The following is a 19,929-nucleotide window of genomic DNA, read 5'->3' as shown; positions in this document are numbered from 1 at the left end:
TCGACGCTGCTGCGCCCTAGTGCTGGTAAACCGGCCCAATACCCACACTCCACAAGATAACTGAGCCAATAAGCACCGTAACCATCATAACCAGCGCAACCGTCAATACCGCACAGGCGTATAGGAAGGCGCGCTCCTTATTCATATTCATCAGAATCGGGATACCGGCAAAGACCAGGTAAATCGAATAGACCCCGGCAATACCGACCGACGCCATCGTCAGCCAGGGGTGAGGGTACAGCACCACAATACTCGCGAGGAAGATTGGCGTAGTAATAAACACCGCAAGGGCAGTGCCCTCATAGTGGCGTGTCGGCTCATCGCCCTCCACACCATATGAACGCGCCATCCAGTTGATAAACTCTCCCAGGCAATAGACCCCCAGTAGCAGTGCAAAATAAGTGACGACCGACAACACTGCCGCACTCTCAGGAGTCAGCTTTGCCAGGTGCCCCCCAACCTGGAAGCCTACCCGGGTTACACCAAAGTAACCGGCCACAGTAGGTATCAGTGCCAAGAGCGGTATATGCGTTACAAATACCTCAAAAAATGAATGTCGATCGGCGCGAATCGCCTTCCACTCTTTTTCCGGATTGGTCAAAATACCGATTGTATGACTGAGTAACCGCACGCCAAATCTCCCTTCCAATGCCCTGCCTTGCAGTATCGGTGGCGCACAACAGATTAACCAATGCCGAAAGGGAATTAGACGTCACTTTTAAATTTACTTGATTTATATCAGCCGTGAATAGACAGGCAATTGCGCCCACTGCGCTTTGCCTTATAAAGCGCCTGGTCGGCAGCTTTGAGGATAGCCTCAGGTTTTCTTAGCTTTTTGCTGCGATGGGCGACACCGATACTCACAGTAATTTTTATTGGCTTTCCCCCGCCCCGCCCTCGGAAAGAAGCCCCCGCTGAAAGACGCCCCGATGACCTTAGCCTCAGCGGGTAGTTTGCGATTTTTTCTCTGATCTCTTCCAACCGGGCCTCTTTTGCCTCGCGATTGCGCCCCGCAAGATAAATGGCAAACTCCTCTCCACCGTAGCGAAATACAGTACCGCTAGCGTGACGGGCGAGTTGTGCGGCGACCATTTGCAAGGCCTGATCCCCCACCTGGTGGCCATAGCGATCATTTAGCTTTTTAAAATAATCGATATCGACCATAGCGAGGCTGTAATTCCATGCCGGAGTTAGCATCTGATAGCGAAAAGCCCGCCTGGAGTGAAGCCCGGTCAGCTCATCGCGAAACGCCAACTCATAACTGGCTCCCAGTAGCGATGCAACCAGCAGGATTCCCGCTACAGAGCCAATAAACTCGAGGGGAAGACTCAACCAGACGCTAAATAGCAGCAAAATAATGCAACTAAACAGACCCATTGCCGTGGGGCCAGGGTAGAGAAACAATAAAGCAAAGGCGCCGAATGCAGAGATACCGCCAATCAATTGCGGCAGAGTAAACCCGGACAACCCAGCGGGTAAACTTTCCAGTGGAAATACCAAATTCAGGGGGGAGCAGCAGTCGTAGAACCAGGCAAAACCCACCCCCTCAATCAGTAACAGCAAGCTCCACAGCAATCCAAAAATACTGAGTACACTGCGATCACGGCTACAGGTAAACAGAACCAGATTTACCGCAACCAGTGAGAGATAGAGGGGAAGGTCCCGCTCTAGGCTCGGGAGCAATTGGGCTCTGGCGCCCATATATAGGGCCATAATAAGTAGCGCTGCAAGCGCCACCCGGCTGGAACGAAACCCCAAACCGAGCAGTCCCGCCATCCCCAACAACACAATAGGCAACTGCGGGCTGTATAAAGGGGTCAGGTCGATCCAGGGGAGGTACTGCGCAGTGAGAAGCACCAGAAGCATCCCTGGCAGCCAGATAAAGCGCAGCCACTGAAGATACGGCGGCATGATATTTGCGGCAATAATAGTTAGCCAGCCATTATACGGACTTGGAGCAAGCCCACACCCGGAACCGCATCACAGAAAAGGGGGCGGGAGCTGGCAGGGCTTTAGGAATTCACCCTGCCAGGGAGGAAGAGCGCTATTTAACGACTCGCAAGGCTGGCTTTTTCACCGATTTTTTACCCAAACTGGTGGGTGGAGTCGGCTCTGGCGGCTCTGGGGTTTCCTCGGCCTCAAATACCATTCCCTGCCCATTTTCCCGCGCATAGATGCCGACGACAGACCCTACTGGGACCTGAATATCCGTCGGTACGCCACCAAAACGAGCATTAAACCTGATGGCGTAGTTGTCCATGGTCAGGCTGGCAACCGCTGATTCCGAGATGTTCAGAACTATCTGGCCATCATCGTTTACATGCTGCTGCGGCACCAGAACACCAGGGAGGTGTGTATCAACCAGAATATAAGGAGTGCACCGGTTATCGGTTATCCACTCGTAAAACGCCCGCAGGATATAGGGACGATTGGATGTCATAGCCGGCTTACTCACCAGTATCCCCTCAACGCATTTCCCGTTCGTATTCAGTCAGGCTCTGCTGGAATGCTTCGCGAGCAAACAGGCGATCCATATAATCCAGCAGCGGTTTCACCTGCTTGGTTTTTGGAAGGCTGATTTCAAACTGCTCGAGACGCCACAACAGCGGGGCCATACAGCAATCTACCAGAGAGAACTCTTCGTTAAAGAAATATGGCAGATCGGTAAACATCGGCGCAATACCAACCAGGTTATCGCGCAGCTCTTTGCGGGCAGAGGCCGCGTCCTTACCACCAGCCAGGATCTTGTCCACCAGAGGACACCAGTCGCGCTCAATACGGTGCATAATCTGGCGGCTCTGAGCACGGGCAACCGGGTACACCGGCAACAGCGGCGGATGCGGGAAACGCTCGTCCAGATACTCCATCATCACCTTGGTCTCAAATAGCACCAGGTCGCGATCTACCAGGGTCGGCAGGGAGTTGTAAGGGTTGAGGTCAGCGAGTTCAGCTGGTTTATCATCGGCGTCCACATCGGTGATATCGACGGAAACCCCTTTCTCGGCAAGTACGATACGCACTCGATGGCTATAGTGGCTGCGACCATCGGAGAAGAAGGTCATCGAGGAGCGCTTGTTGGTAGGCACACCCATGTTCAAACTACCTCAAACTTTAAGCCGGCTAGAGCCGACCTTTTATTCAAAATATAAAAGGGCAGTGAGCAAGCTCACCACCCATTAGAGACAAACTATCGACGGCTTTAGTGGTGCACGTCCTTCCAGTATTCGCGGTTCAGCAACCAGGCGAAGATAAAGAACACAAAAATAAATGCCAACACATAGAAGCCAATACGTTTGCGATCTTCGGCTATCGGCTCAGCGATGTACTCCATAAAGTTGACGAGGTCATACATGGCCCCATCAAACTCTTCCGGAGTCATGGAGCCTTTCACCTTGCCCACTTCCAGACTACCACAGGCGGCATCCATAATCGGGTTACCGAGCTCATCGCGAACAATTTTACCGTGGTCGCGCTTGGGACCGGGAGCGCATTCCTGCAAACCCTGCAACTCCATCAGCACGTGGGGCATAGCCACACTCGGGAAGACCTTATTATTTACCCCAGTAGCACGACTGTCGTCCTTATAGAAGCTACGGAGGTAAGTGTAGAGCCATTCCGGTGAGCGCGAACGGGCAACCAGCGTCAGGTCCGGCGGCGCGGCGCCGAACCATACCTTGGAATCATCCGGGCGCATGGAGATCGTCATCAGGTTACCGATCTTGTCGTCACCCAAAACCAGATTCGCCTTCATCAACTCAAGCGGGATATCCAGATCAGTGGCCACACGCTCCCAGCGGGAGTAGTTGGCACTGTGACAACCCATGCAGTAGTTGACAAAGTACTTGGCGCCGCGCTGCAGGGACGGTTTGTCCTGCAGATCGATATTGATGTGATCCAGCTCCACTTCAGATTCTGCACCTACCGCTTTAATCGGGATAAAGGTCAGCAGGCCGACAACGATAATACCGATAAACAGGATGCCGAAAGTTTTACCACCAGACGGGCTGGTTACACGCTCGGGCTCTGGGTAAACCTCATCGCGGCTAGTCAACCAAGGCAGTATTGCAAAGAAGCCAGCCAGCAACAGGGCTGCAATACCCACAAAGGTATTCACAAAACCGTTCTTACTCGCATCTTCATCGCCAAAAGTAAAGTTTGCGAATGCCATCCACAGGAACAGCACTGCAAAAGCCCCACTAACAATCCACGACCCCAGTCCTTTGCGCGCCTTCGGATTAGACCAAATAGGCATGGTCATGAAGAAAGCAAAGTAGAACAGGGTTCCCACTTGAGACAGGAAGTTACGTCCCGGAGTTGGAGATTTAACACCCAGGTAACCGAGGATAATAAACACTGCGGCAAACAGGAGCAGCAAACCCTTGGGCAACCATCCTTTGTAGCGGATCGAGCGAACCGGGCTCTTATCCAACCAAGGCAGTACAAACAGAATTGCAATAGCAGCACCCATTGCAACAGTACCCAGGAACTTAGCCGGCAGAGGACCAATATCGATAGTTACGGCACGCAAAATTGCGTAGAACGGTGTGAAGTACCAAACCGGTGCAATATGCGGTGGTGTCTTCAGCGGGTTCGCTTCTTCGAAGTTAGCGTGCTCCAGGAAGAAACCGCCCATTTCCGGGAAGAAGAACACAACGGTGGCGAAGATAAACAGGAATACTGCAATACCTACCAGATCGTGAACAGAGTAGTAAGGGTGGAAAGGCACGCCGTCTTTGGGGATACCGTTCTCGTCCTTATTCTTCTTGATCTCGATACCGTCCGGGTTGTTGGAACCCACTTCGTGCAATGCGAGGATATGCAGAACGACCAACAGCACCAGTACCAGCGGCAGCGCAATCACGTGCAGGGAGAAGAAGCGGGTCAGGGTAATACCGGAAATCAGGTAGTCCCCGCGAATCCACTCAACCAAGGTGTCGCCAACAGCGGGGATTGCTCCAAACAGAGAAACAATTACCTGGGCACCCCAGTAGGACATCTGGCCCCAGGGCAGTACGTAGCCCATAAAGGCCTCTGCCATCAGCACCAGGTAGATACACATACCGAAGATCCACACCAGCTCGCGGGGCGGCTTATAAGAGCCGTACATCAGACCGCGGAACATATGCAGATATACCACTACGAAGAAGGCGGACGCCCCCGTCGAGTGGAGATAGCGTATCAACCAACCCCACTCCACATCGCGCATGATGTACTCAACCGAGGCAAACGCCTCCTCGGCAGAGGGGTTGTAACTCATAACCAGCCAAATACCGGTCAACAGCTGGTTAACCAGAACCAACAGAGAGAAAACGCCGAAGAAATACCACAGGTTAAAGTTTTTGGGCGCGTAGTACTTGCCCATGTGCTTATCCCAGGCCTGGTAGATCGGTAGTCGCTGATCTACCCAATCACCAAAATCTGCGAGCCATTTCATGCGGTGCCCTCCTGGTCTACGCCAATCACGATTACATCGTCGTTCTCATAGGAATATGGCGGCACCTCCAGGTTGGTAGGCGCGGGAACACCGGTGTAAACGCGGCCAGCCATATCGTATTTGGAACCGTGACAGGGGCAGAAGAAGCCGCCCATCCACTCGTCGCCACCCAGATCGGCAGCGCCCACTTCCGGGCGGTACATCGGTGCGCAACCCAGGTGCGTACACAGGCCAACCAATACCAAAAGTTGCGGCTTGATGGAGCGGTTTTCCGGGTCTACATAAGCCGGCTGAATAGATTCCTCGGAGTTGGGGTCGCGCAGTTGCGGCTCCACTTTCTCCAGATCTTGCAATATTTCCTCGGTGCGGCGCACAACATAGACCGGCTTACCTCGCCACTCTACGGTGACCATCTGGCCCGGTTCAATTTTGCTAATGTTGTATTTAACCGGAGCGCCTGCAGCTTTCGCCTTGGCACTCGGCTTCCAGGAAGCGACGAAGGGAACGGCAACCCCCACCGCACCTGCACCACCAACAACCGAGGTGGCCGCAGTTAGAAAGCGGCGCCGTCCTACATTTACACCGTCATCACTCATGACGTAGTTCTCCCATCACAGCGACCCCCGTTAGCCCGGAGATGCACTGGCCCAAACCCAAAAAGTCTTGAAAGAAGTCCCGCCCGGCAGATTGCCCGCGCGAATAAACCCCACAAATCAAGCGGATACAAATCGGCGCAATGTTAAAGAAAATGCCAATTTGATACAAGGCAATGCTATGGGGAACGTCGGGAATCACGCGGCGAAACCGCGATAAATCCAGCAAAGTCACAAGAGCGCTGGATAACCACAGATACGGGTATAAAAAAGCCCGGCAGAAGCCGGGCCAAAAAGAAAGCTTAACGCTTGGAGAATTGCGGCTTCTTACGCGCTTTGCGCAGACCCACTTTCTTACGCTCAACCTCACGGGCGTCGCGGGTAACATAACCAGCGGCACGCAGCGGTTGACGCAGCGCTTCGTCGTACTGCATCAGGGCACGGGTCAGGCCGTGACGGATAGCACCCGCCTGACCAAAGGAACCGCCACCTTTAACAGTAACAGTGATGTCGAATTTCTCGACCATTTCAACCTTTTCCAGCGGCTGACGCACGATCATGCGCGCCACTTCACGGCCGAAGTATTCGTCCAGGGTACGACCGTTTACGCTGATCTTACCTTCGCCTGCTGTGAGGAATACACGAGCAGTAGAGGTCTTGCGGCGGCCGGTACCGTAGTATTGAGTAGTTGCCATCAGATTTATTCCCGTTTAGATCGCCAGTTCAATCGGCTGTTGAGCCACATGAGGATGTTCACTGCCGCTGTATACTTTCAGCTTCTTGAACATGGCACGACCCAAAGGACCTTTCGGCAGCATGCCTTTAACGGCGCTTTGAACGGTGCGCTCGGGCGCTTTTTCGATCAGCTTTTCGAAGCTGATGGATTTGAGACCACCGGGGTAGCCGGAGTGGCTGTGGTAGATCTTGTCTTTGGCCTTGTTACCGGTCACGCGAACCTTTTCAGCATTAATTACAACGATGTAATCGCCAGTGTCCACGTGGGGCGTGTATTCAGGCTTGTGCTTGCCGCGCAGACGGGTTGCGATCTCGGCAGCGATACGGCCGAGGGTCTTGTCCGCAGCGTCAACAATGTACCAGTCGCGTTTTACCGCTTCTGGCTTGGCACTGTAAGTCTTCATGTTATAAACACCTGTAATATGACCCCCAGAATTAGGGGCCGTCCCACAAAAGAGCGCGGATAGTACAAAAGGAGTGTACGCTTTTCAAGCAGAAATTACCCGACTCGACAGACTCACTCTGGGCGGTGCGGCCGCTCCAAATATTCGCGGGACTGCATCTCCAGAAGCCGACTCACTGTGCGCTCAAATTCAAACTTGAGGTGGCGACCGTCGTACAGTTCCTCCGCCGGAACTTCCGCTGAAATGACCAATTTAACGCTCCGGTCATAAAACTCATCTACCAGGTTGATAAAGCGGCGCGCCTGGGCGTCCATCCGCTCATCGAACTTTGCCACCGATCCGAGGAGCACCGTATGAAACTCCCGGGCCAGCTCGATATAGTCATTTTGCGATCGCGGCCCATCACACAGGTCCACAAAATCAAACCAGGCAACATCGTCTGCTACCTTTAGGGCTCGGATCGGGCGCCCCTCTACCTGCAACTGAACTTCGCTGCGTACCTCGCAACCGCTGACACTCAACTGGGAAAAGCTCTGTTCGAGATTGCTGTCCGCCTCGCTACCCAGCGGGGAGTGATACAGCTGCAATATCTCCAGAGTGCGCAGCCGGTAATCGGTCCCCCCGTCCACATTGACAACTTTGGTATGCCTCTCCAGCAGATCGATTGCCGGGAGAAACCTCGCCCTCTGCAATCCATCCCGATACAGGCCACTGGGCACAATATTTGAGGTCGCCACCAGGGCCACTCCCCGGCGAAACAGCGCATCCAGCAGGCCGGCCAATATCATGGCGTCGGCGATGTCCGAGACAAAAAACTCATCAAAACAGAGCACCCGAGCGCGGCGCGCAATCTTGTCCGCCACCTTCTCCAGCGGGTTCTTCTCTCCAGCGTACTCCTTTAGATCCTGGTGGACCCGCCGCATAAAACGGTGGAAGTGGGTGCGCTGCTTTTCTGCAAATGGCAGGGACTCGAAAAATGCATCCATCAGATAGGTTTTGCCGCGCCCAACCCCGCCCCAAAAATAGAGCCCCTTCTCGGGCTCCGAGGCGCCGCCGCGCAAACGGGCGAGGAAATTAACGATTGCTCCACGCTGGGACCTGGCCACAAGGCGCTGGTGAAGATCCTGCAACTCCTCAACCGCCCGGCGCTGGGATTGGTCTTCGAGAAAATCAGGGCGCTGCAGATCGCTCTCATAGCGCTCGAGCGGAGAAGAAAATAGTGGTTTGGCGGGCAACATAGAGGAAAATTTCTTCGACTACTGAATAACTGGCGCGCACTCTAACAAATTCAACCAATCGGCGCATAGGTCACAATATACGTACAGTCGACACTTCAGACTGCGGTGCAACCACCCGAAATAGCCAGCCCTCCCTGCAAACTGGCAGTGGACGCCGGCCATCCCACCGCAATTCGCCGACAACCTTAATTGTCAGTGTAATAATCGCGTATACTGGCCGTTCAATTATGGGGCCGCAGCAGAAGTGGCGCAAAGTGCAGACAGGCGCACAGCCGGGCTGAGGCCGCCCCCACGAGGTGACCGGTACAATAAAAGCAAGTTGAGGAGGTGCAAGTGCACTCTACATCGGTATTAATTTTAGTCGGCGTCCTCGGTATGACCCTGGGTGCATTCCTCGCTTTTCTTGCGGTGCGCGGGCGTACCAGCGTGGAGCGCTCGGAGGAGCTGGAACAAAAGCTGCGCGAGGCCAACAACAAGCTTGAAGACTTCCAGCTACAGGTCAACGACCACTTCGATCAAACCTCACAGCTGGTTCACAACCTCACCGAAAGCTATAAAGAGGTTCACGAATACCTATCAAACAGCGCCCTGCGCCTATCCAGCCAGGATATTGGCCGCCAGATGCTGAAGGCGGGTAGCGGTCAATTAAAAGACAATGACCAGCAACTGCAAGATATAGAGCCACCTCGCGATTGGGCTCCGAAAGAACCCGGCGCCAAAGGCACTCTGGCCGAGGACTACGGCCTCGAAAAAGAAACTCACGAGAGCAGCTAGTGCAGCACAATCGACACTGCACAAATCGCAGCTGATGCAGCTTTTACAGCAATAAAAAAGGCGGGTAATTACCCGCCTTTTTTATTGGGCAGTTACAGGCTCTGATAGTAGTCCATCAAAATCTGCGCCACTTCAGGTCGAGAAAACTCCGGGGGCGGTGCGATACCATCACCGAGCATTTCGCGCACTTTGGTGCCCGAAAGCAGGATAAAGTCCTCTTTGGTGTGATCCGGCACATCGCGCATCATCACTACCTTATTCAACTTCTTGGAATAAGCAGTGTGGTCGGCGCGGAAAATCTCAATTTCAAGAGCGCCTTCAGGCACCTTCTCATTAAAGATTGTCTGCGCGTCAAAAGCACCGTAATAGTCGCCAACACCGGCGTGGTCGCGCCCAACGATCAGATGGCTACAGCCACAGTTCTGGCGGAAGACAGCATGCAGCACCGCTTCGCGGGGACCGGCATACAGCATATCGAAGCCATAACCTGTCACCATCACCGTATTTGCCGGGAAGTACAGCTCTACCATTTTGCGAATAGAGGCATCGCGCACCGGGGCGGGGATATCGCCGGGCTTAAGCTGGCCGAGCAGCATATGGATCAACACACCGTCCGCTTCCACGCCATCCAGGGCCATCTTGCACAGCTCTTCGTGCGCGCGATGCATCGGGTTGCGAGTCTGGAATGCCACCACTTTATTCCAGCCGCGCTCCTTAAACTCATTGCGAATTTCAACTGCGGTGCGAAAGGTATCCGGGAAGTCACTTTGGAAGTAGCTAAAGTTCAGCACCTCAATCGGACCTGAAATCAGAGTTCGACCGGCAGATTTGAACGTTGCAACGCCGGGGTGTTTCTCATCCAGAGTGCCAAACACCTGTTCCGCCATGGTATCCATCTGCTCTTCAGAGATGGTTTCAATCGCCTCAACATCCATCACGGCGAGAACCGGGTTACCCTCTACATTGGGGTCACGCAGGGCAATACGGGAAGCGCCTGCGATCTCACTGGCATCTTTAACAACGTTAACAACCGGTACCGGCCAGAACAAACCGTCAACTGTGCGCAGGCTTTCAGCAACGCTCATCGCATCCGCCAGGTTCATATAACCGTGCAACGGATTAAAGTACCCCGCCCCGAGCATTACCGCATTAGCGGCGGCAGCAGAACTGACCACGATTGACGGCAGGGACTCCGCCTCTTGCATCAGCTGGTGGTGTCTTTCACTGTCGTATACAAAGCGCGGCTGAAGCTCAACACTGCCATGAGGGCGAACTAGGGACATTTAGGTCTCCAAATAAATAGTAGTTACCGGTTAGTCTTAAAATCTCGACTGGCCATTATACGCATCTAGCGCAAGTGACCAATGTCAACGGGATATAGCAGTCACATTATATCGTGCAAATACAACTCCCCGAGCAATCGCGCCAGCCCCCAACTCGCTATAAATCACTAGAACAAAAGTATACGGGAACATAAGAGCAGCTATACCAGGCGGTGAAAATATAAGCACCCACCCTGTAAGCCCACAAAATAACCAGCGCATCGGGGTCGGGCCACAGGGTATTTATAACTCAGCACAAGCGTACCGCGAAACAGGCTTGCAGCGGGGGCAGCAACAATTTCCTCTATCCGGCGTTATGCGCAGCGATTCCACCTGAGGACGTGTGTATAATCATCCCAAAGAGGAGTCACGAGTGTCACAGAACCGATTTCTACAAGATTGGGCCCTACCCGCCTTGATAGGCCTTGCCATGGCCGCCCTACTCTTGGTTATATTCCCACAGCTTCGCGGTGCCCCGCCCAAGGCCAGCGAAAACAATATTCAGAGTCCCACGTCTTATGCCCACGCTGTTAATATGGCGGGCCCCGCTGTAGTTAATATATATACTCGCATGGCCATGCCGCAGCGCCAGCACCCCCTGTTTAACGACCCCCTTTTTAGGCGCTTATTTGACAATATGGACGTCCCGCAAAGGCAGAGGATGCAGTCCAACCTCGGTTCCGGAGTGATCGCCAGCGACAACGGTTATATCTTAACCAATCATCACGTAGTCGATCAGGCGGATGCTATCGTTATTCTGCTGGCCGACGGCAGAGAGGCGCAGGCAAGACTCGTCGGCAGCGATGCAGATTTTGATTTGGCCGTTCTCAAAATTGATCTGGACGGCCTGACCTCAATTTCTGTCGGAGAACCCGACAAAGCCCAGGTGGGCGATGTCGTCCTGGCTATTGGCAACCCTTTCGGGGTTGGGCAAACCGTGACTCAAGGCATTATCAGTGCAAAAGGCCGCCACCTTGAGAACTCCGGCACCGGCAGCTACTTGCAAAATTTCTTGCAGACAGATGCCGCCGTCAACCCGGGAAACTCCGGGGGAGCACTGGTTGACTCCCGCGGCCGCCTGCTGGGTATCAACACCTCAATCCTCAATCAATCCGGCTATTCTGGCGGTATCAGCTTTGCCATTCCCGCCAATATCGCCTTCAAGGTAATGCAGGATATTATTGCTTACGGCCGCGTCGTGCCCGGCTGGCTCGGTATCGAAGCCACCGGCATCAGCCCGCAAATGGCCAAGGAGTTCAATTTAAACTCTATCGGCGGTGTCATGGTGACAGCCATCTACAACGAAGGCCCCGCCTACACAGCGGGTCTCCAGCCTGGGGATGTCATTACCCATATCGATAACCTGCCCATCGGCGACGGCAAGCAGGGAGAGGCCACTATGGCCACCCTGCGCCCCGGTGACACCATCTCGATTACATTTATTCGAGATGGAATCTCCCACACGGTGAATGCCACGGTTTCAGAAGAGCCCCAGACAAAGACCACAATAGAATAAACCCTTAAGGGAGAGTCTCTATGCGTTCGCTAGTTTTAGCCCTGTTTTTTGCAGTCACTGCAACTTCTGCAGTAGCGGGAGATCGAGAGGATTTACATCAACTGCTGACTGACTTTATCAGCAAGGCTGCCACCGACGCCCAAGCCCACCAACGCTTCTGGGCCGAGGACTTGGTATACACCAGCTCCGCTGGAGAGCGCTTTGGGAAAAGTGAAATTCTGCAAGGGATGCAAACCCCGGCAACAGAGCCCGTAACAATGAGCTATGCCGCCGAGGAAATTGATATTCGGTTGCTGGGGGACGCGGCTGTTGTTGCATTTAAACTGTCTGCAAATGACAGCGGCAAGGATGAACAGAGTTATTACTTCAATACAGGGACATTTATCAAGCGCGGCGGTGAGTGGCGCGCACTCGCCTGGCAGGCTACTCGCATCCCCTCGGCAAAATAAGATTTTTATAGGCACCCCGGCAAAAGAAAGCTGCCGGGGCGCTTCACTCACAAATCTTTAACCCGAAAACCCGCAGAGCGGGCATGAGCCTCCAACCCCTCTCCGAGAGCGAGAGTGCGCGCTACGCGCCCCAAGGCATCCGCACCTTTTGCCGAACAGTGAATCACCGAGCTGCGCTTCTGGAAATCGTAAACTCCCAATGGAGAGGAGAAGCGGGCTGTGCCACTGGTGGGGAGAACGTGATTGGGACCGGCACAGTAATCACCCAGAGCCTCGGCCGTATAGCGCCCGAGGAAAATCGCTCCGGCATTGCGGATTTTTGGCAGGTAGGCCTCTGGAGTAGCAACAGAGACCTCCAGGTGCTCCGGGGCAATCCGGTTAGAGATTTCTATCGCCTCCTGTACGGACGCCACCTGGATCAAGGCCCCGCGATCAGCGAGAGAGCGAGCGGCGATATCGGCTCGGGGCAGTTCGGCCAGGAGCCGCTGTAGCGAAGCCTCAACCCGATCGAGATACTCCGCATCCGGGCACAGCAAAATAGACTGGGCCTGCTCATCGTGCTCAGCCTGAGAAAGCAGGTCCATCGCGATCCAGTCGGGCTCGGTTTGCCCATCGCAAATCACCAGGATCTCAGAGGGGCCCGCGATCATATCGATAGCGACATGGCCAAAAACAGCGCGCTTGGCGCTGGCGACAAAAATATTGCCCGGCCCCACAATTTTATCGACTGCGGGAATAGATTCGGTACCGTAGGCTAGCGCCGCTACCGCCTGGGCACCACCAATGGTAAAGACCCGGTCCACTCCGGCAATTGCCGCCGCCGCCAATACCAGGTCGCTCAGCGCCCCCTGCGGCGCTGGAACCACCATATTAACGGCATCCACTCCAGCCACCTTCGCTGGAATTGCATTCATAAGCACAGAAGAGGGGTAACTCGCCTTACCCCCGGGCACATAAATACCGACACTTTGCATCGGGGTAATTTGCTGCCCCAATACCGTTCCATCGGCCTCTGTATAATGCCAGGACTCCTGCCGCTGGTGCTCGTGGTAGCGCTTAACACGATCAGCGGCAACTTCCAGGGCCTCGCGCTCTTCAGCGCCAATGCGCTTCAGAGCCGCAGTCAGCTCAGTAGCCGGAAGAATAAAGTCATTCGCACTTGCAAGGTCTCGGTGGTCGAATCGATTGGTAAACTCGATAACAGCCTTATCGCCCTGGGTCCGCACCCGCTGCAATATCTCAGCAACGGTGCTTTCGACCTCTTGGTTCGCCACTGCTTCCCAAGCGAGTAACTGCTTCAACTGCCCATCGAAATCTATATCGACTGTATTTAGCCGGCGAATTATTTTGTTCGTCATAACACTTCAGAGATCTACTTGGTTTGTGCGACGGCTGCGGCGAGCTTTTCAATCAGACTGTTGATTGGTGCATATTTCATCTTCATGGCTGCTTTATTGACGATCAGCCGACTACTAATTTGCGCAATGGTCTCGCGAGCTTCGAGGCCATTGGCCTTTAGCGTATTGCCGCTATCCACAATATCCACGATCTCATCGGCCAGATTCATTAGCGGCGCGAGTTCCATAGCCCCATACAGCTTAATAATATCGACCTGACGCCCGATCGAGGCGTAATGCTTCTTGGCACTTTGCACAAACTTGGTAGCGACCTTGATGCGGCCACCGGGCAACTGCCCGCCTTTGATACCCGCTGTCATCAGGCGACAGCGGGCAATACCCAAGTCGAGGGGCTCATAAATACCATCAGAGCTGTGCTCGAGTAACGTGTCTTTACCCGCTACACCGATATCAGCAGCACCGTGCTGCACATAAGTTGGCACATCCACACCCCGCAGGAGAAGAAGATGCACCCCTTCGCAATTGGTTGGAAATATCAACTTGCGACTCTTGCTGAGATCCTCAGCAGGCTCCAATCCCGCCGCCTTGAGAAGCGGCAAAGTCTCCTGAAGAATCCGCCCTTTTGTCAGTGCGATTGTAATTTGTGCAGTCATTATGATTTACGCCAGTCCATCATTGGCTCTAAAGGTTATTTGGCCCCAATCAGCCTGGGACACGCCGAATATTCGCGCCGAGCTGTCGTAGCTTCTCTTCAATACACTCGTAACCGCGATCAATATGGTAAATACGATCTACCAGAGTCGTGCCCTCCGCCACCATACCGGCAATAACCAGGCTCGCTGATGCGCGCAGGTCAGAGGCCATTACTGGGGCGCCTTTGAGTTTTTCCACTCCGGTGACAATCGCGGTATTACCCTCCAGAATGATATCCGCTCCCATTCGATTCAGTTCATGCACCTGGATCAGGCGATTCTCAAAGATTGTCTCGACTACCGTCCCCTTGCCTTCAGCCACAGCATTCATTGCGGTGAACTGCGACTGCATATCTGTGGGAAAAGCGGGATAAGGCGCTGTGCGGAAGCTTACCGCTTTGGGGCGGTTGCCCTTCATATCCAGCTCGATCCAATTGTCGCCACAACTGATATGGGCGCCGGCCTCTTCAAACTTGAGCATCACCGCATCGAGGATATCGGCGCGGGTATTGAGCAGGCGTACCTTGCCCCTCGCCGCAGCGGCGGCGGCCAGGAAGGTGCCGGTTTCAATACGGTCCGGCATAACGGTGAATCTGCAGGGGGTGAGTTTGGGCACACCGTGAACACGCAGGGTATCGGTGCCGACCCCTTCGATCTGAGCCCCCATCGCAATCAGGAATTCAGCCAAATCGACGATTTCTGGCTCGCGTGCAGCGTTGTGCAGCGTTGTCGTTCCCTCGGCCAGTACTGCGGCCATCAGCAGGTTTTCAGTGCCGCCAACCGTCACTTTTTCCATGACAATATTGGCACCCTTGAGACGACCATTGGAGCGGGCCCGGATAAAACCGCCGTCGATGGTGATCTCAGCCCCCATAGCCTCCAGGCCTTTAAGGTGAATATCGACCGGTCGACTGCCAATTGCACAGCCACCGGGGAAGGAAACATTTGCCACACCATGCCTGGCCAACAGGGGCCCCAGGACCAGAATTGAGGCCCGCATGGTCTTAACCAGCTCGTAGGGGGCGGTCAGGTCATTGACTGAGCGGGGATCAATTTCAACACCCAGCTTTTCATCAATAGTGACTTCACACCCCATACACCGGAGCAGGGTAATCATGGTGGTAATATCATTGAGGTGCGGCAAATTATCGATTTGCACAGGCCCATCAGCCAACAAAGCAGCAGCCAATATCGGCAGGGCTGAATTCTTCGCACCGGAAATCCGCAGAGTCCCGGAAATTGGGCTGCCACCCTCTATTATCAACTTATCCATTCGATCTCTTATCTAGATCGCCAACACCTCAGCGGCAATGGCAGGTTAACGACTGGCTTCTTCTGGAGTCAGAGTCTGCATTTGCACGGCATGCAAGGTGCCATCGGCGATCTTTTCACCGAGAGCGGCATAGACAAGCTGTTGTTTTTTTAAACGACTCAGACCTTCAAAGGTACTGCTCACCACAGTCACCATCAGGTGACTACCTTCGAAAGCCACTTCAACAGTGCTATCGGGGATTTGCCCTGTGATCAGGGACTTGATTTCGTCTGGTTGCATAGGAGGGAATTGCGATTAGTTAAAAACAGCTCGCAAGTGTACTTGAATCAAGCGGAGTGCGCAGCTGCGCACTCCAAAGTTCGCGGATCAGCTCACTTTATTCGCCGCATCGTCTGCCGCCGACCAATTGGAAATCACCTTGTCGATGTCTCCATAGGTCTGCATTGACTGCGAGAACTGGCTGCGGAAAGTCTTACCTAAGTTGACCCCATTCAGAATGACATTAATCAACTTCCACTGGCCCGCCCGATTGCGCACCAAGGTATAGGAAACTTTTGTTACCCCCTCTTTACTACGCACCTCTTGCAGCACGTTGACACGATTGCCCTGGGGCGTAGTACCGGGGTTAATCACATTCACGTCCAGATCGCCAAAATTGACTACACCGCGCGCAAATGTTGCGACGAGATCCCGGCGGAAGGCGTGGGTAAAGCGAGAGCGCTGCTCAGCGGTTGCCTGCTTGGCGTAGCGCCCCATCACGCCGCGAGCGATAAAATCGAAATCAACGACCGGGGTAAGTACCCCTTCAACAGCACTGTAGTATCTTTGCGGGTCTGAATTCGCATACTGGGCATTGGATCGAATCACCCCCAGCAGCTCATCGGACACCCCTTTAATCATAACGTATGGATTCTGGGCAGCATTGGCTGCAGGCACTACTGCAGATACAAAAACAACACAAAGCGCAAACCTAATCCATCGCGACAAACCGTACCGGCCAATCCAAAATGATACGTTCACAAATTATCTCCAGTTAGCAAATCATTCCTTGGACGCATATGGCGCAATTTAGTGCCATATTTGTACCACATATCAATCCTCCCGCAGCCCAACCGAGACTGTGTCGATCATCCATTGAGTGACATAGCTGACAGCGGAGACGGCAAACTATACCATGACCGCATCGGGCAATGTGGCGGTGTACGAGTGTGTCATTTGGCACATTGGGAAGACATACTGACTTTTTCCACCGCTACCAGCCCGCTAATATAGATTAGCACGACAGCAAAAAGGCGGGCCCCTTTCAATTAATGGGCCCTTAAGACAGCAAATTATCCCCGCTGTCGCATAAGCTAACACTGAGATTGTCGCAGACTAGGCGAACCTTACTGTGACATATTAAAGAGCGCGAGAGTGATTCGAGGTAGTTGATGACACAAAATCTAATTTTGGAAGCCGGGCGCCGCACCGTCCGCATGGAAACTGAAGCGGTAGCAGCACTGGAAAACAGAATTAATGGCGAATTCCAGCGGGCCTGCGAAATGATTATGCAGTGTCGCGGCCGCACCATTGTTACCGGCATGGGTAAATCCGGGCATATTGGCCGCAAGATCGCTGCAACCCTTGCCAGCACGGGAACCCCGAGCTTCTTTGTTCACCCCGGTGAGGCCAGCCACGGCGATCTCGGCATGATCACCCGGGACGATGTTGTTATCGCTATATCCAACTCCGGCTCCTCCGCCGAAGTCCTCACCCTGCTCCCCCTGCTAAAACGCCTGGGCATCCCGCTGATTAGCATGGCGGGGAAAACTGACTCTCCCCTGGCACAAGCTGCGGAAGTCAACCTGGATATTTCCGTAGCCACAGAGGCCTGCCCACTCAACTTGGCACCCACCTCTTCAACAACCGTAACCCTCGTGATGGGTGACGCACTGGCAGTTGCCCTGCTTGAAGCCCGCGGCTTTACCGCCGAAGATTTTGCCTTTTCCCACCCCGGTGGCGCCCTCGGACGCAGACTCCTGCTGAAGGTCGAGGATGTGATGCACGCTGGTGACGAATTACCCCAGGTAAATCCAGAAACCCCACTAGCAAAAGCCCTGCTGGAAATGACGAGCAAAGGGTTCGGTATGACAACCATCGTCAACAGCGACGGTGAACTGCTCGGAGTCTTTACCGATGGAGATTTGCGCCGGGTCATCGACCAAAAAGTCGAACTCGATAAAGCAATTATGGAAGAAGTAATGAGCCGTCGTCCCAAAACGGTTTCCACTGACACCCTTGCCGCTGAATCTCTACGAATTATGGAAGATTACAAAATCACCGCATTAGTCGTGGAAGATAAGGCGCACCACCCAGTTGGCCTACTCCATATGCACGATATTCTGCGCGCCGGCGTTATCTGAGATAATAGCGAGCAATTATTTATGATGAGCGGGCCATGCCCGCCCCCACAGGTAAAGAGAGATTACCCCGGTGATATCCGAACAAAAGATAAATGACTCCTTGAAAAATATCCGCTGGCTTGTTCTGGACGTAGATGGCGTCCTGACCGATGGCAAGCTCTATTTTGACAATAATGGCAACGAGCTTAAAACGTTTAACACCCTGGACGGGCACGGCATAAAAATGCTGCAAAACTCCGGAGTTCGCGTGGCAATTATTACCGGCCGGCGCAGCAATGTAGTAGAGCGCCGCGCACACGATCTGGGTATTAATAAGCTAATCCAGGGTCGCGAAGACAAGTTTGCCGCCCTACAGGAGCTGCTCGCTGAAGAGTCTTGCCGACTGGAGGATATTGCCTACGTCGGCGATGACTATCCCGACCTTCTGGTGATGACCAAAATCGGCTGCCCTATTGCGCCACCCAATGCGGCCCCACCGGTGCGCGAGCGAGCCCTGTGGATCACCGGTGCACGCGGCGGTGAAGGTGCCGTGCGCGAGGTCTGCGACCGCATTATGATTGCCCAGGGGACCTTTGACGCGGCACTCGCCCCCTATATCGGAGAAAAGTAATGCGCTCCTGGCTGCCTCTCGTACTGGTCACTCTACTTATCAGTGCCGGACTCTGGTTTTCCGAGAGTCCGCCAGAGCAACTCCTGGGCAAAAGACCCACCCCGCAACAGCAAGACCGCGCTGCGGACTTGATTATCAAGGGGGCGGAGACCCGCCACTTTGACCAGACGGGCAATCTGGCTTACCGCGTGGACGCAGAAGAGATCACCTACTTTCAGTTCAAGCGCCGGGACCGGGCTAACCTGAAAGAACCGCGCATGCTGTTCTATACCGACGACACCGCCAAATGGGCAACCCGCTCCAAGCGCGGCACCGCCTTCAACCGCGGGAAGCGCATCGTGCTCAATGGCGATGTACAGATTGATGAACTCCCCACCCCGGATGGCGTCAAATTAGAGACATCGCGAATCACAATCTTCCCCAACAGGGAATTCGCCGAGACTGACAAAGTTGTTATTATTAGCTCCGGCCCCAATCGCACAGAAGGTAAGGGGCTGCGCGCCTACCTGAAAGAAAACCGGATGGAAATCCTGTCCGATGTAAAGAGCAGCTATGACACCCAATAACCGCCACTTTTCGCCCCTCAAGGCCCTTATCGCGATTGCACTGGCAGCAATTACTGCTGCTGCGCAGGCATTGCCCGATGACCGGACCCAGAAAATCTCTGTGGGCTCAGACTCCATGTCGGCCGACCGCGCCAACCACCTGGTGGTTTACAGTGACAATGTAGTCATCACCCAGGGCTCCCTGCAAATCAGGGCAGACCGCGTCGAAGTGCACTTTACCGAAAGTGATGAAATCAGCCGGGTGGTAGCCGTGGGCCGCCCAGCACACTTCCAGCAAAAGATTTTAGAGAGCCAGGAACCCGTCAAGGCCCGCGCTGATCGCATAGAATACGCCATCAGCTCCGAAGAGTTACAGCTTATCGGCGAAGCTTATATCGATCGGGATGGCAACACTCTGACTGCCGAAAAAATTGACTACGACCTCGCGACGGAGCAAATGAGCGCCCGCAGCCAGCCGGGCCAGGGCAGAGTTGAGATGATCTGGAAGCCTGAAAGCAGCGAGACCAGCGAACCCGCCGACACCAACGCCAGCCAGTAATCCAGCCAGACTCCAATGCCAGTAA

General features: G+C 54.0%; 22 protein-coding genes. 7 read left to right on the top strand and 15 right to left on the bottom strand.

The window, feature by feature from the left end:
• Positions 1 to 16 precede the first annotated feature (16 nt).
• The 9 genes from ACJJIK_RS20245 to zapE form a co-directional block, all read right to left on the bottom strand.
• The gene (locus ACJJIK_RS20245; protein WP_444930023.1) at positions 17 to 631 is read right to left on the bottom strand and encodes a Yip1 family protein; all 615 of its coding nucleotides are present in this window, start codon (positions 629 to 631) and stop codon (positions 17 to 19) included.
• A 107-nt stretch (positions 632 to 738) separates the two neighbouring features.
• A complete protein-coding gene (locus ACJJIK_RS20240) occupies positions 739 to 1,911 on the bottom strand; it encodes a diguanylate cyclase (RefSeq protein ID WP_444943702.1) in 1,173 nt (390 codons plus the stop codon).
• Positions 1,912 to 2,044: 133 nt separating this feature from the next.
• Positions 2,045 to 2,440: a ClpXP protease specificity-enhancing factor gene (locus tag ACJJIK_RS20235; RefSeq protein WP_108735312.1), complete on the bottom strand. Its 396-nt coding sequence runs from the start codon at positions 2,438 to 2,440 to the stop codon at positions 2,045 to 2,047.
• Positions 2,441 to 2,465: 25 nt separating this feature from the next.
• Positions 2,466 to 3,092 carry a glutathione S-transferase N-terminal domain-containing protein gene (locus tag ACJJIK_RS20230; protein WP_108734210.1) on the bottom strand — a complete coding sequence of 209 codons (627 nt, stop codon included), beginning with the start codon at positions 3,090 to 3,092 and terminating at the stop codon, positions 2,466 to 2,468.
• A 107-nt stretch (positions 3,093 to 3,199) separates the two neighbouring features.
• Positions 3,200 to 5,434, bottom strand: coding sequence for a cytochrome b N-terminal domain-containing protein (locus ACJJIK_RS20225; protein ID WP_444943701.1), 2,235 nt, complete (start codon positions 5,432 to 5,434; stop codon positions 3,200 to 3,202).
• Entirely contained in the window at positions 5,431 to 6,030 is a 600-nt protein-coding gene (gene petA, locus ACJJIK_RS20220; RefSeq protein WP_444930020.1) for a ubiquinol-cytochrome c reductase iron-sulfur subunit, read from the bottom strand. The genes ACJJIK_RS20225 and petA overlap by 4 nt, the downstream gene beginning before the upstream one ends.
• A 299-nt stretch (positions 6,031 to 6,329) precedes the next feature.
• A complete protein-coding gene (gene rpsI, locus ACJJIK_RS20215) occupies positions 6,330 to 6,722 on the bottom strand; it encodes a 30S ribosomal protein S9 (RefSeq protein WP_444930019.1) in 393 nt (130 codons plus the stop codon).
• 15 nt (positions 6,723 to 6,737) lie between these two features.
• The gene (rplM, locus tag ACJJIK_RS20210; RefSeq protein ID WP_444930018.1) at positions 6,738 to 7,166 is read right to left on the bottom strand and encodes a 50S ribosomal protein L13; all 429 of its coding nucleotides are present in this window, start codon (positions 7,164 to 7,166) and stop codon (positions 6,738 to 6,740) included.
• A 113-nt stretch (positions 7,167 to 7,279) separates the two neighbouring features.
• Positions 7,280 to 8,404 (bottom strand): cell division protein ZapE, encoded by a 1,125-nt coding sequence (gene zapE, locus ACJJIK_RS20205; RefSeq protein ID WP_444943700.1) that lies wholly within the window; start codon positions 8,402 to 8,404, stop codon positions 7,280 to 7,282.
• 333 nt (positions 8,405 to 8,737) lie between these two features.
• On the opposite strand from zapE, the gene ACJJIK_RS20200 reads away from it, so the two are divergent.
• Positions 8,738 to 9,178, top strand: a complete 441-nt coding sequence (locus tag ACJJIK_RS20200; protein WP_444943699.1) for a YhcB family protein — start codon at positions 8,738 to 8,740, stop codon at positions 9,176 to 9,178.
• 92 nt (positions 9,179 to 9,270) lie between these two features.
• Here the strand turns inward: ACJJIK_RS20200 and sat are convergent, their stop codons facing one another.
• Positions 9,271 to 10,461: a sulfate adenylyltransferase gene (gene sat / locus ACJJIK_RS20195; RefSeq protein ID WP_444943698.1), complete on the bottom strand. Its 1,191-nt coding sequence runs from the start codon at positions 10,459 to 10,461 to the stop codon at positions 9,271 to 9,273.
• A 412-nt stretch (positions 10,462 to 10,873) separates the two neighbouring features.
• Here sat and ACJJIK_RS20190 point away from each other — a divergent pair, with 412 nt between their 5' ends.
• Positions 10,874 to 12,016, top strand: a complete 1,143-nt coding sequence (locus tag ACJJIK_RS20190; RefSeq protein WP_444930014.1) for a S1C family serine protease — start codon at positions 10,874 to 10,876, stop codon at positions 12,014 to 12,016.
• A 20-nt stretch (positions 12,017 to 12,036) separates the two neighbouring features.
• A complete protein-coding gene (locus ACJJIK_RS20185) occupies positions 12,037 to 12,465 on the top strand; it encodes a nuclear transport factor 2 family protein (protein WP_444943697.1) in 429 nt (142 codons plus the stop codon).
• A 47-nt stretch (positions 12,466 to 12,512) separates the two neighbouring features.
• Here ACJJIK_RS20185 and hisD read toward each other — a convergent pair whose 3' ends face one another.
• The 5 genes from hisD to ACJJIK_RS20160 form a co-directional block, all read right to left on the bottom strand.
• On the bottom strand, positions 12,513 to 13,823 hold the full coding sequence (gene hisD / locus ACJJIK_RS20180) for a histidinol dehydrogenase (RefSeq protein WP_444930012.1): 1,311 nt from the start codon (positions 13,821 to 13,823) through the stop codon (positions 12,513 to 12,515).
• Between the two features lie 14 nt (positions 13,824 to 13,837).
• Positions 13,838 to 14,476, bottom strand: a complete 639-nt coding sequence (hisG, locus tag ACJJIK_RS20175) for an ATP phosphoribosyltransferase (protein ID WP_444943696.1) — start codon at positions 14,474 to 14,476, stop codon at positions 13,838 to 13,840.
• 49 nt (positions 14,477 to 14,525) lie between these two features.
• Complete coding sequence (gene murA, locus ACJJIK_RS20170; RefSeq protein WP_444943695.1) at positions 14,526 to 15,788, bottom strand: UDP-N-acetylglucosamine 1-carboxyvinyltransferase; 1,263 nt, start codon at positions 15,786 to 15,788, stop codon at positions 14,526 to 14,528.
• Positions 15,789 to 15,833: 45 nt separating this feature from the next.
• Complete coding sequence (locus tag ACJJIK_RS20165) at positions 15,834 to 16,067, bottom strand: BolA family protein (RefSeq protein ID WP_444930009.1); 234 nt, start codon at positions 16,065 to 16,067, stop codon at positions 15,834 to 15,836.
• Positions 16,068 to 16,154: 87 nt separating this feature from the next.
• Entirely contained in the window at positions 16,155 to 16,688 is a 534-nt protein-coding gene (locus ACJJIK_RS20160) for an MlaC/ttg2D family ABC transporter substrate-binding protein (protein WP_444930008.1), read from the bottom strand.
• A 530-nt stretch (positions 16,689 to 17,218) separates the two neighbouring features.
• On the opposite strand from ACJJIK_RS20160, the gene ACJJIK_RS20155 reads away from it, so the two are divergent.
• The 4 genes from ACJJIK_RS20155 to lptA all read left to right on the top strand — a co-directional run bounded on the left by ACJJIK_RS20155 (position 17,219) and on the right by lptA (position 19,904).
• Positions 17,219 to 18,190, top strand: coding sequence for a KpsF/GutQ family sugar-phosphate isomerase (locus ACJJIK_RS20155; RefSeq protein ID WP_444930007.1), 972 nt, complete (start codon positions 17,219 to 17,221; stop codon positions 18,188 to 18,190).
• Between the two features lie 73 nt (positions 18,191 to 18,263).
• Entirely contained in the window at positions 18,264 to 18,800 is a 537-nt protein-coding gene (locus ACJJIK_RS20150) for a KdsC family phosphatase (protein WP_444932387.1), read from the top strand.
• Positions 18,800 to 19,366 (top strand): LPS export ABC transporter periplasmic protein LptC, encoded by a 567-nt coding sequence (gene lptC / locus ACJJIK_RS20145; protein ID WP_444930006.1) that lies wholly within the window; start codon positions 18,800 to 18,802, stop codon positions 19,364 to 19,366. Before ACJJIK_RS20150 ends, lptC begins: the two co-directional genes overlap by 1 nt.
• Positions 19,353 to 19,904 (top strand): lipopolysaccharide transport periplasmic protein LptA, encoded by a 552-nt coding sequence (gene lptA / locus ACJJIK_RS20140; RefSeq protein ID WP_444930005.1) that lies wholly within the window; start codon positions 19,353 to 19,355, stop codon positions 19,902 to 19,904. The genes lptC and lptA overlap by 14 nt, the downstream gene beginning before the upstream one ends.
• The last annotated feature ends 25 nt before the right edge of the window (positions 19,905 to 19,929 follow it).

Source organism: Microbulbifer regidiadema (SeqCode) (assembly GCF_052466995.1).
Note: the sequence above shows the minus strand (reverse complement) of the source record. Positions and strands in the feature narration are given on the sequence as shown.

Excerpts from the sequence above, each read along its gene's own strand:
- ACJJIK_RS20240 (WP_444943702.1), bottom strand. The coding sequence starts at position 1,911 with ATGCCGCCGTATCTTCAGTGGCTGCGCTTTATCTGGCTGCCAGGGATG.
- ACJJIK_RS20235 (WP_108735312.1), bottom strand. The coding sequence starts at position 2,440 with ATGACATCCAATCGTCCCTATATCCTGCGGGCGTTTTACGAGTGGATA.
- ACJJIK_RS20230 (WP_108734210.1), bottom strand. The coding sequence starts at position 3,092 with ATGGGTGTGCCTACCAACAAGCGCTCCTCGATGACCTTCTTCTCCGAT.
- ACJJIK_RS20225 (WP_444943701.1), bottom strand. The coding sequence starts at position 5,434 with ATGAAATGGCTCGCAGATTTTGGTGATTGGGTAGATCAGCGACTACCG.
- petA (WP_444930020.1), bottom strand. The coding sequence starts at position 6,030 with ATGAGTGATGACGGTGTAAATGTAGGACGGCGCCGCTTTCTAACTGCG.
- rpsI (WP_444930019.1), bottom strand. The coding sequence starts at position 6,722 with ATGGCAACTACTCAATACTACGGTACCGGCCGCCGCAAGACCTCTACT.
- rplM (WP_444930018.1), bottom strand. The coding sequence starts at position 7,166 with ATGAAGACTTACAGTGCCAAGCCAGAAGCGGTAAAACGCGACTGGTAC.
- zapE (WP_444943700.1), bottom strand. The coding sequence starts at position 8,404 with ATGTTGCCCGCCAAACCACTATTTTCTTCTCCGCTCGAGCGCTATGAG.
- sat (WP_444943698.1), bottom strand. The coding sequence starts at position 10,461 with ATGTCCCTAGTTCGCCCTCATGGCAGTGTTGAGCTTCAGCCGCGCTTT.
- ACJJIK_RS20185 (WP_444943697.1), top strand. The coding sequence starts at position 12,037 with ATGCGTTCGCTAGTTTTAGCCCTGTTTTTTGCAGTCACTGCAACTTCT.
- hisD (WP_444930012.1), bottom strand. The coding sequence starts at position 13,823 with ATGACGAACAAAATAATTCGCCGGCTAAATACAGTCGATATAGATTTC.
- hisG (WP_444943696.1), bottom strand. The coding sequence starts at position 14,476 with ATGACTGCACAAATTACAATCGCACTGACAAAAGGGCGGATTCTTCAG.
- murA (WP_444943695.1), bottom strand. The coding sequence starts at position 15,788 with ATGGATAAGTTGATAATAGAGGGTGGCAGCCCAATTTCCGGGACTCTG.
- ACJJIK_RS20165 (WP_444930009.1), bottom strand. The coding sequence starts at position 16,067 with ATGCAACCAGACGAAATCAAGTCCCTGATCACAGGGCAAATCCCCGAT.
- ACJJIK_RS20160 (WP_444930008.1), bottom strand. The coding sequence starts at position 16,688 with ATGATTAAAGGGGTGTCCGATGAGCTGCTGGGGGTGATTCGATCCAAT.
- ACJJIK_RS20155 (WP_444930007.1), top strand. The coding sequence starts at position 17,219 with ATGACACAAAATCTAATTTTGGAAGCCGGGCGCCGCACCGTCCGCATG.
- lptC (WP_444930006.1), top strand. The coding sequence starts at position 18,800 with ATGCGCTCCTGGCTGCCTCTCGTACTGGTCACTCTACTTATCAGTGCC.
- lptA (WP_444930005.1), top strand. The coding sequence starts at position 19,353 with ATGACACCCAATAACCGCCACTTTTCGCCCCTCAAGGCCCTTATCGCG.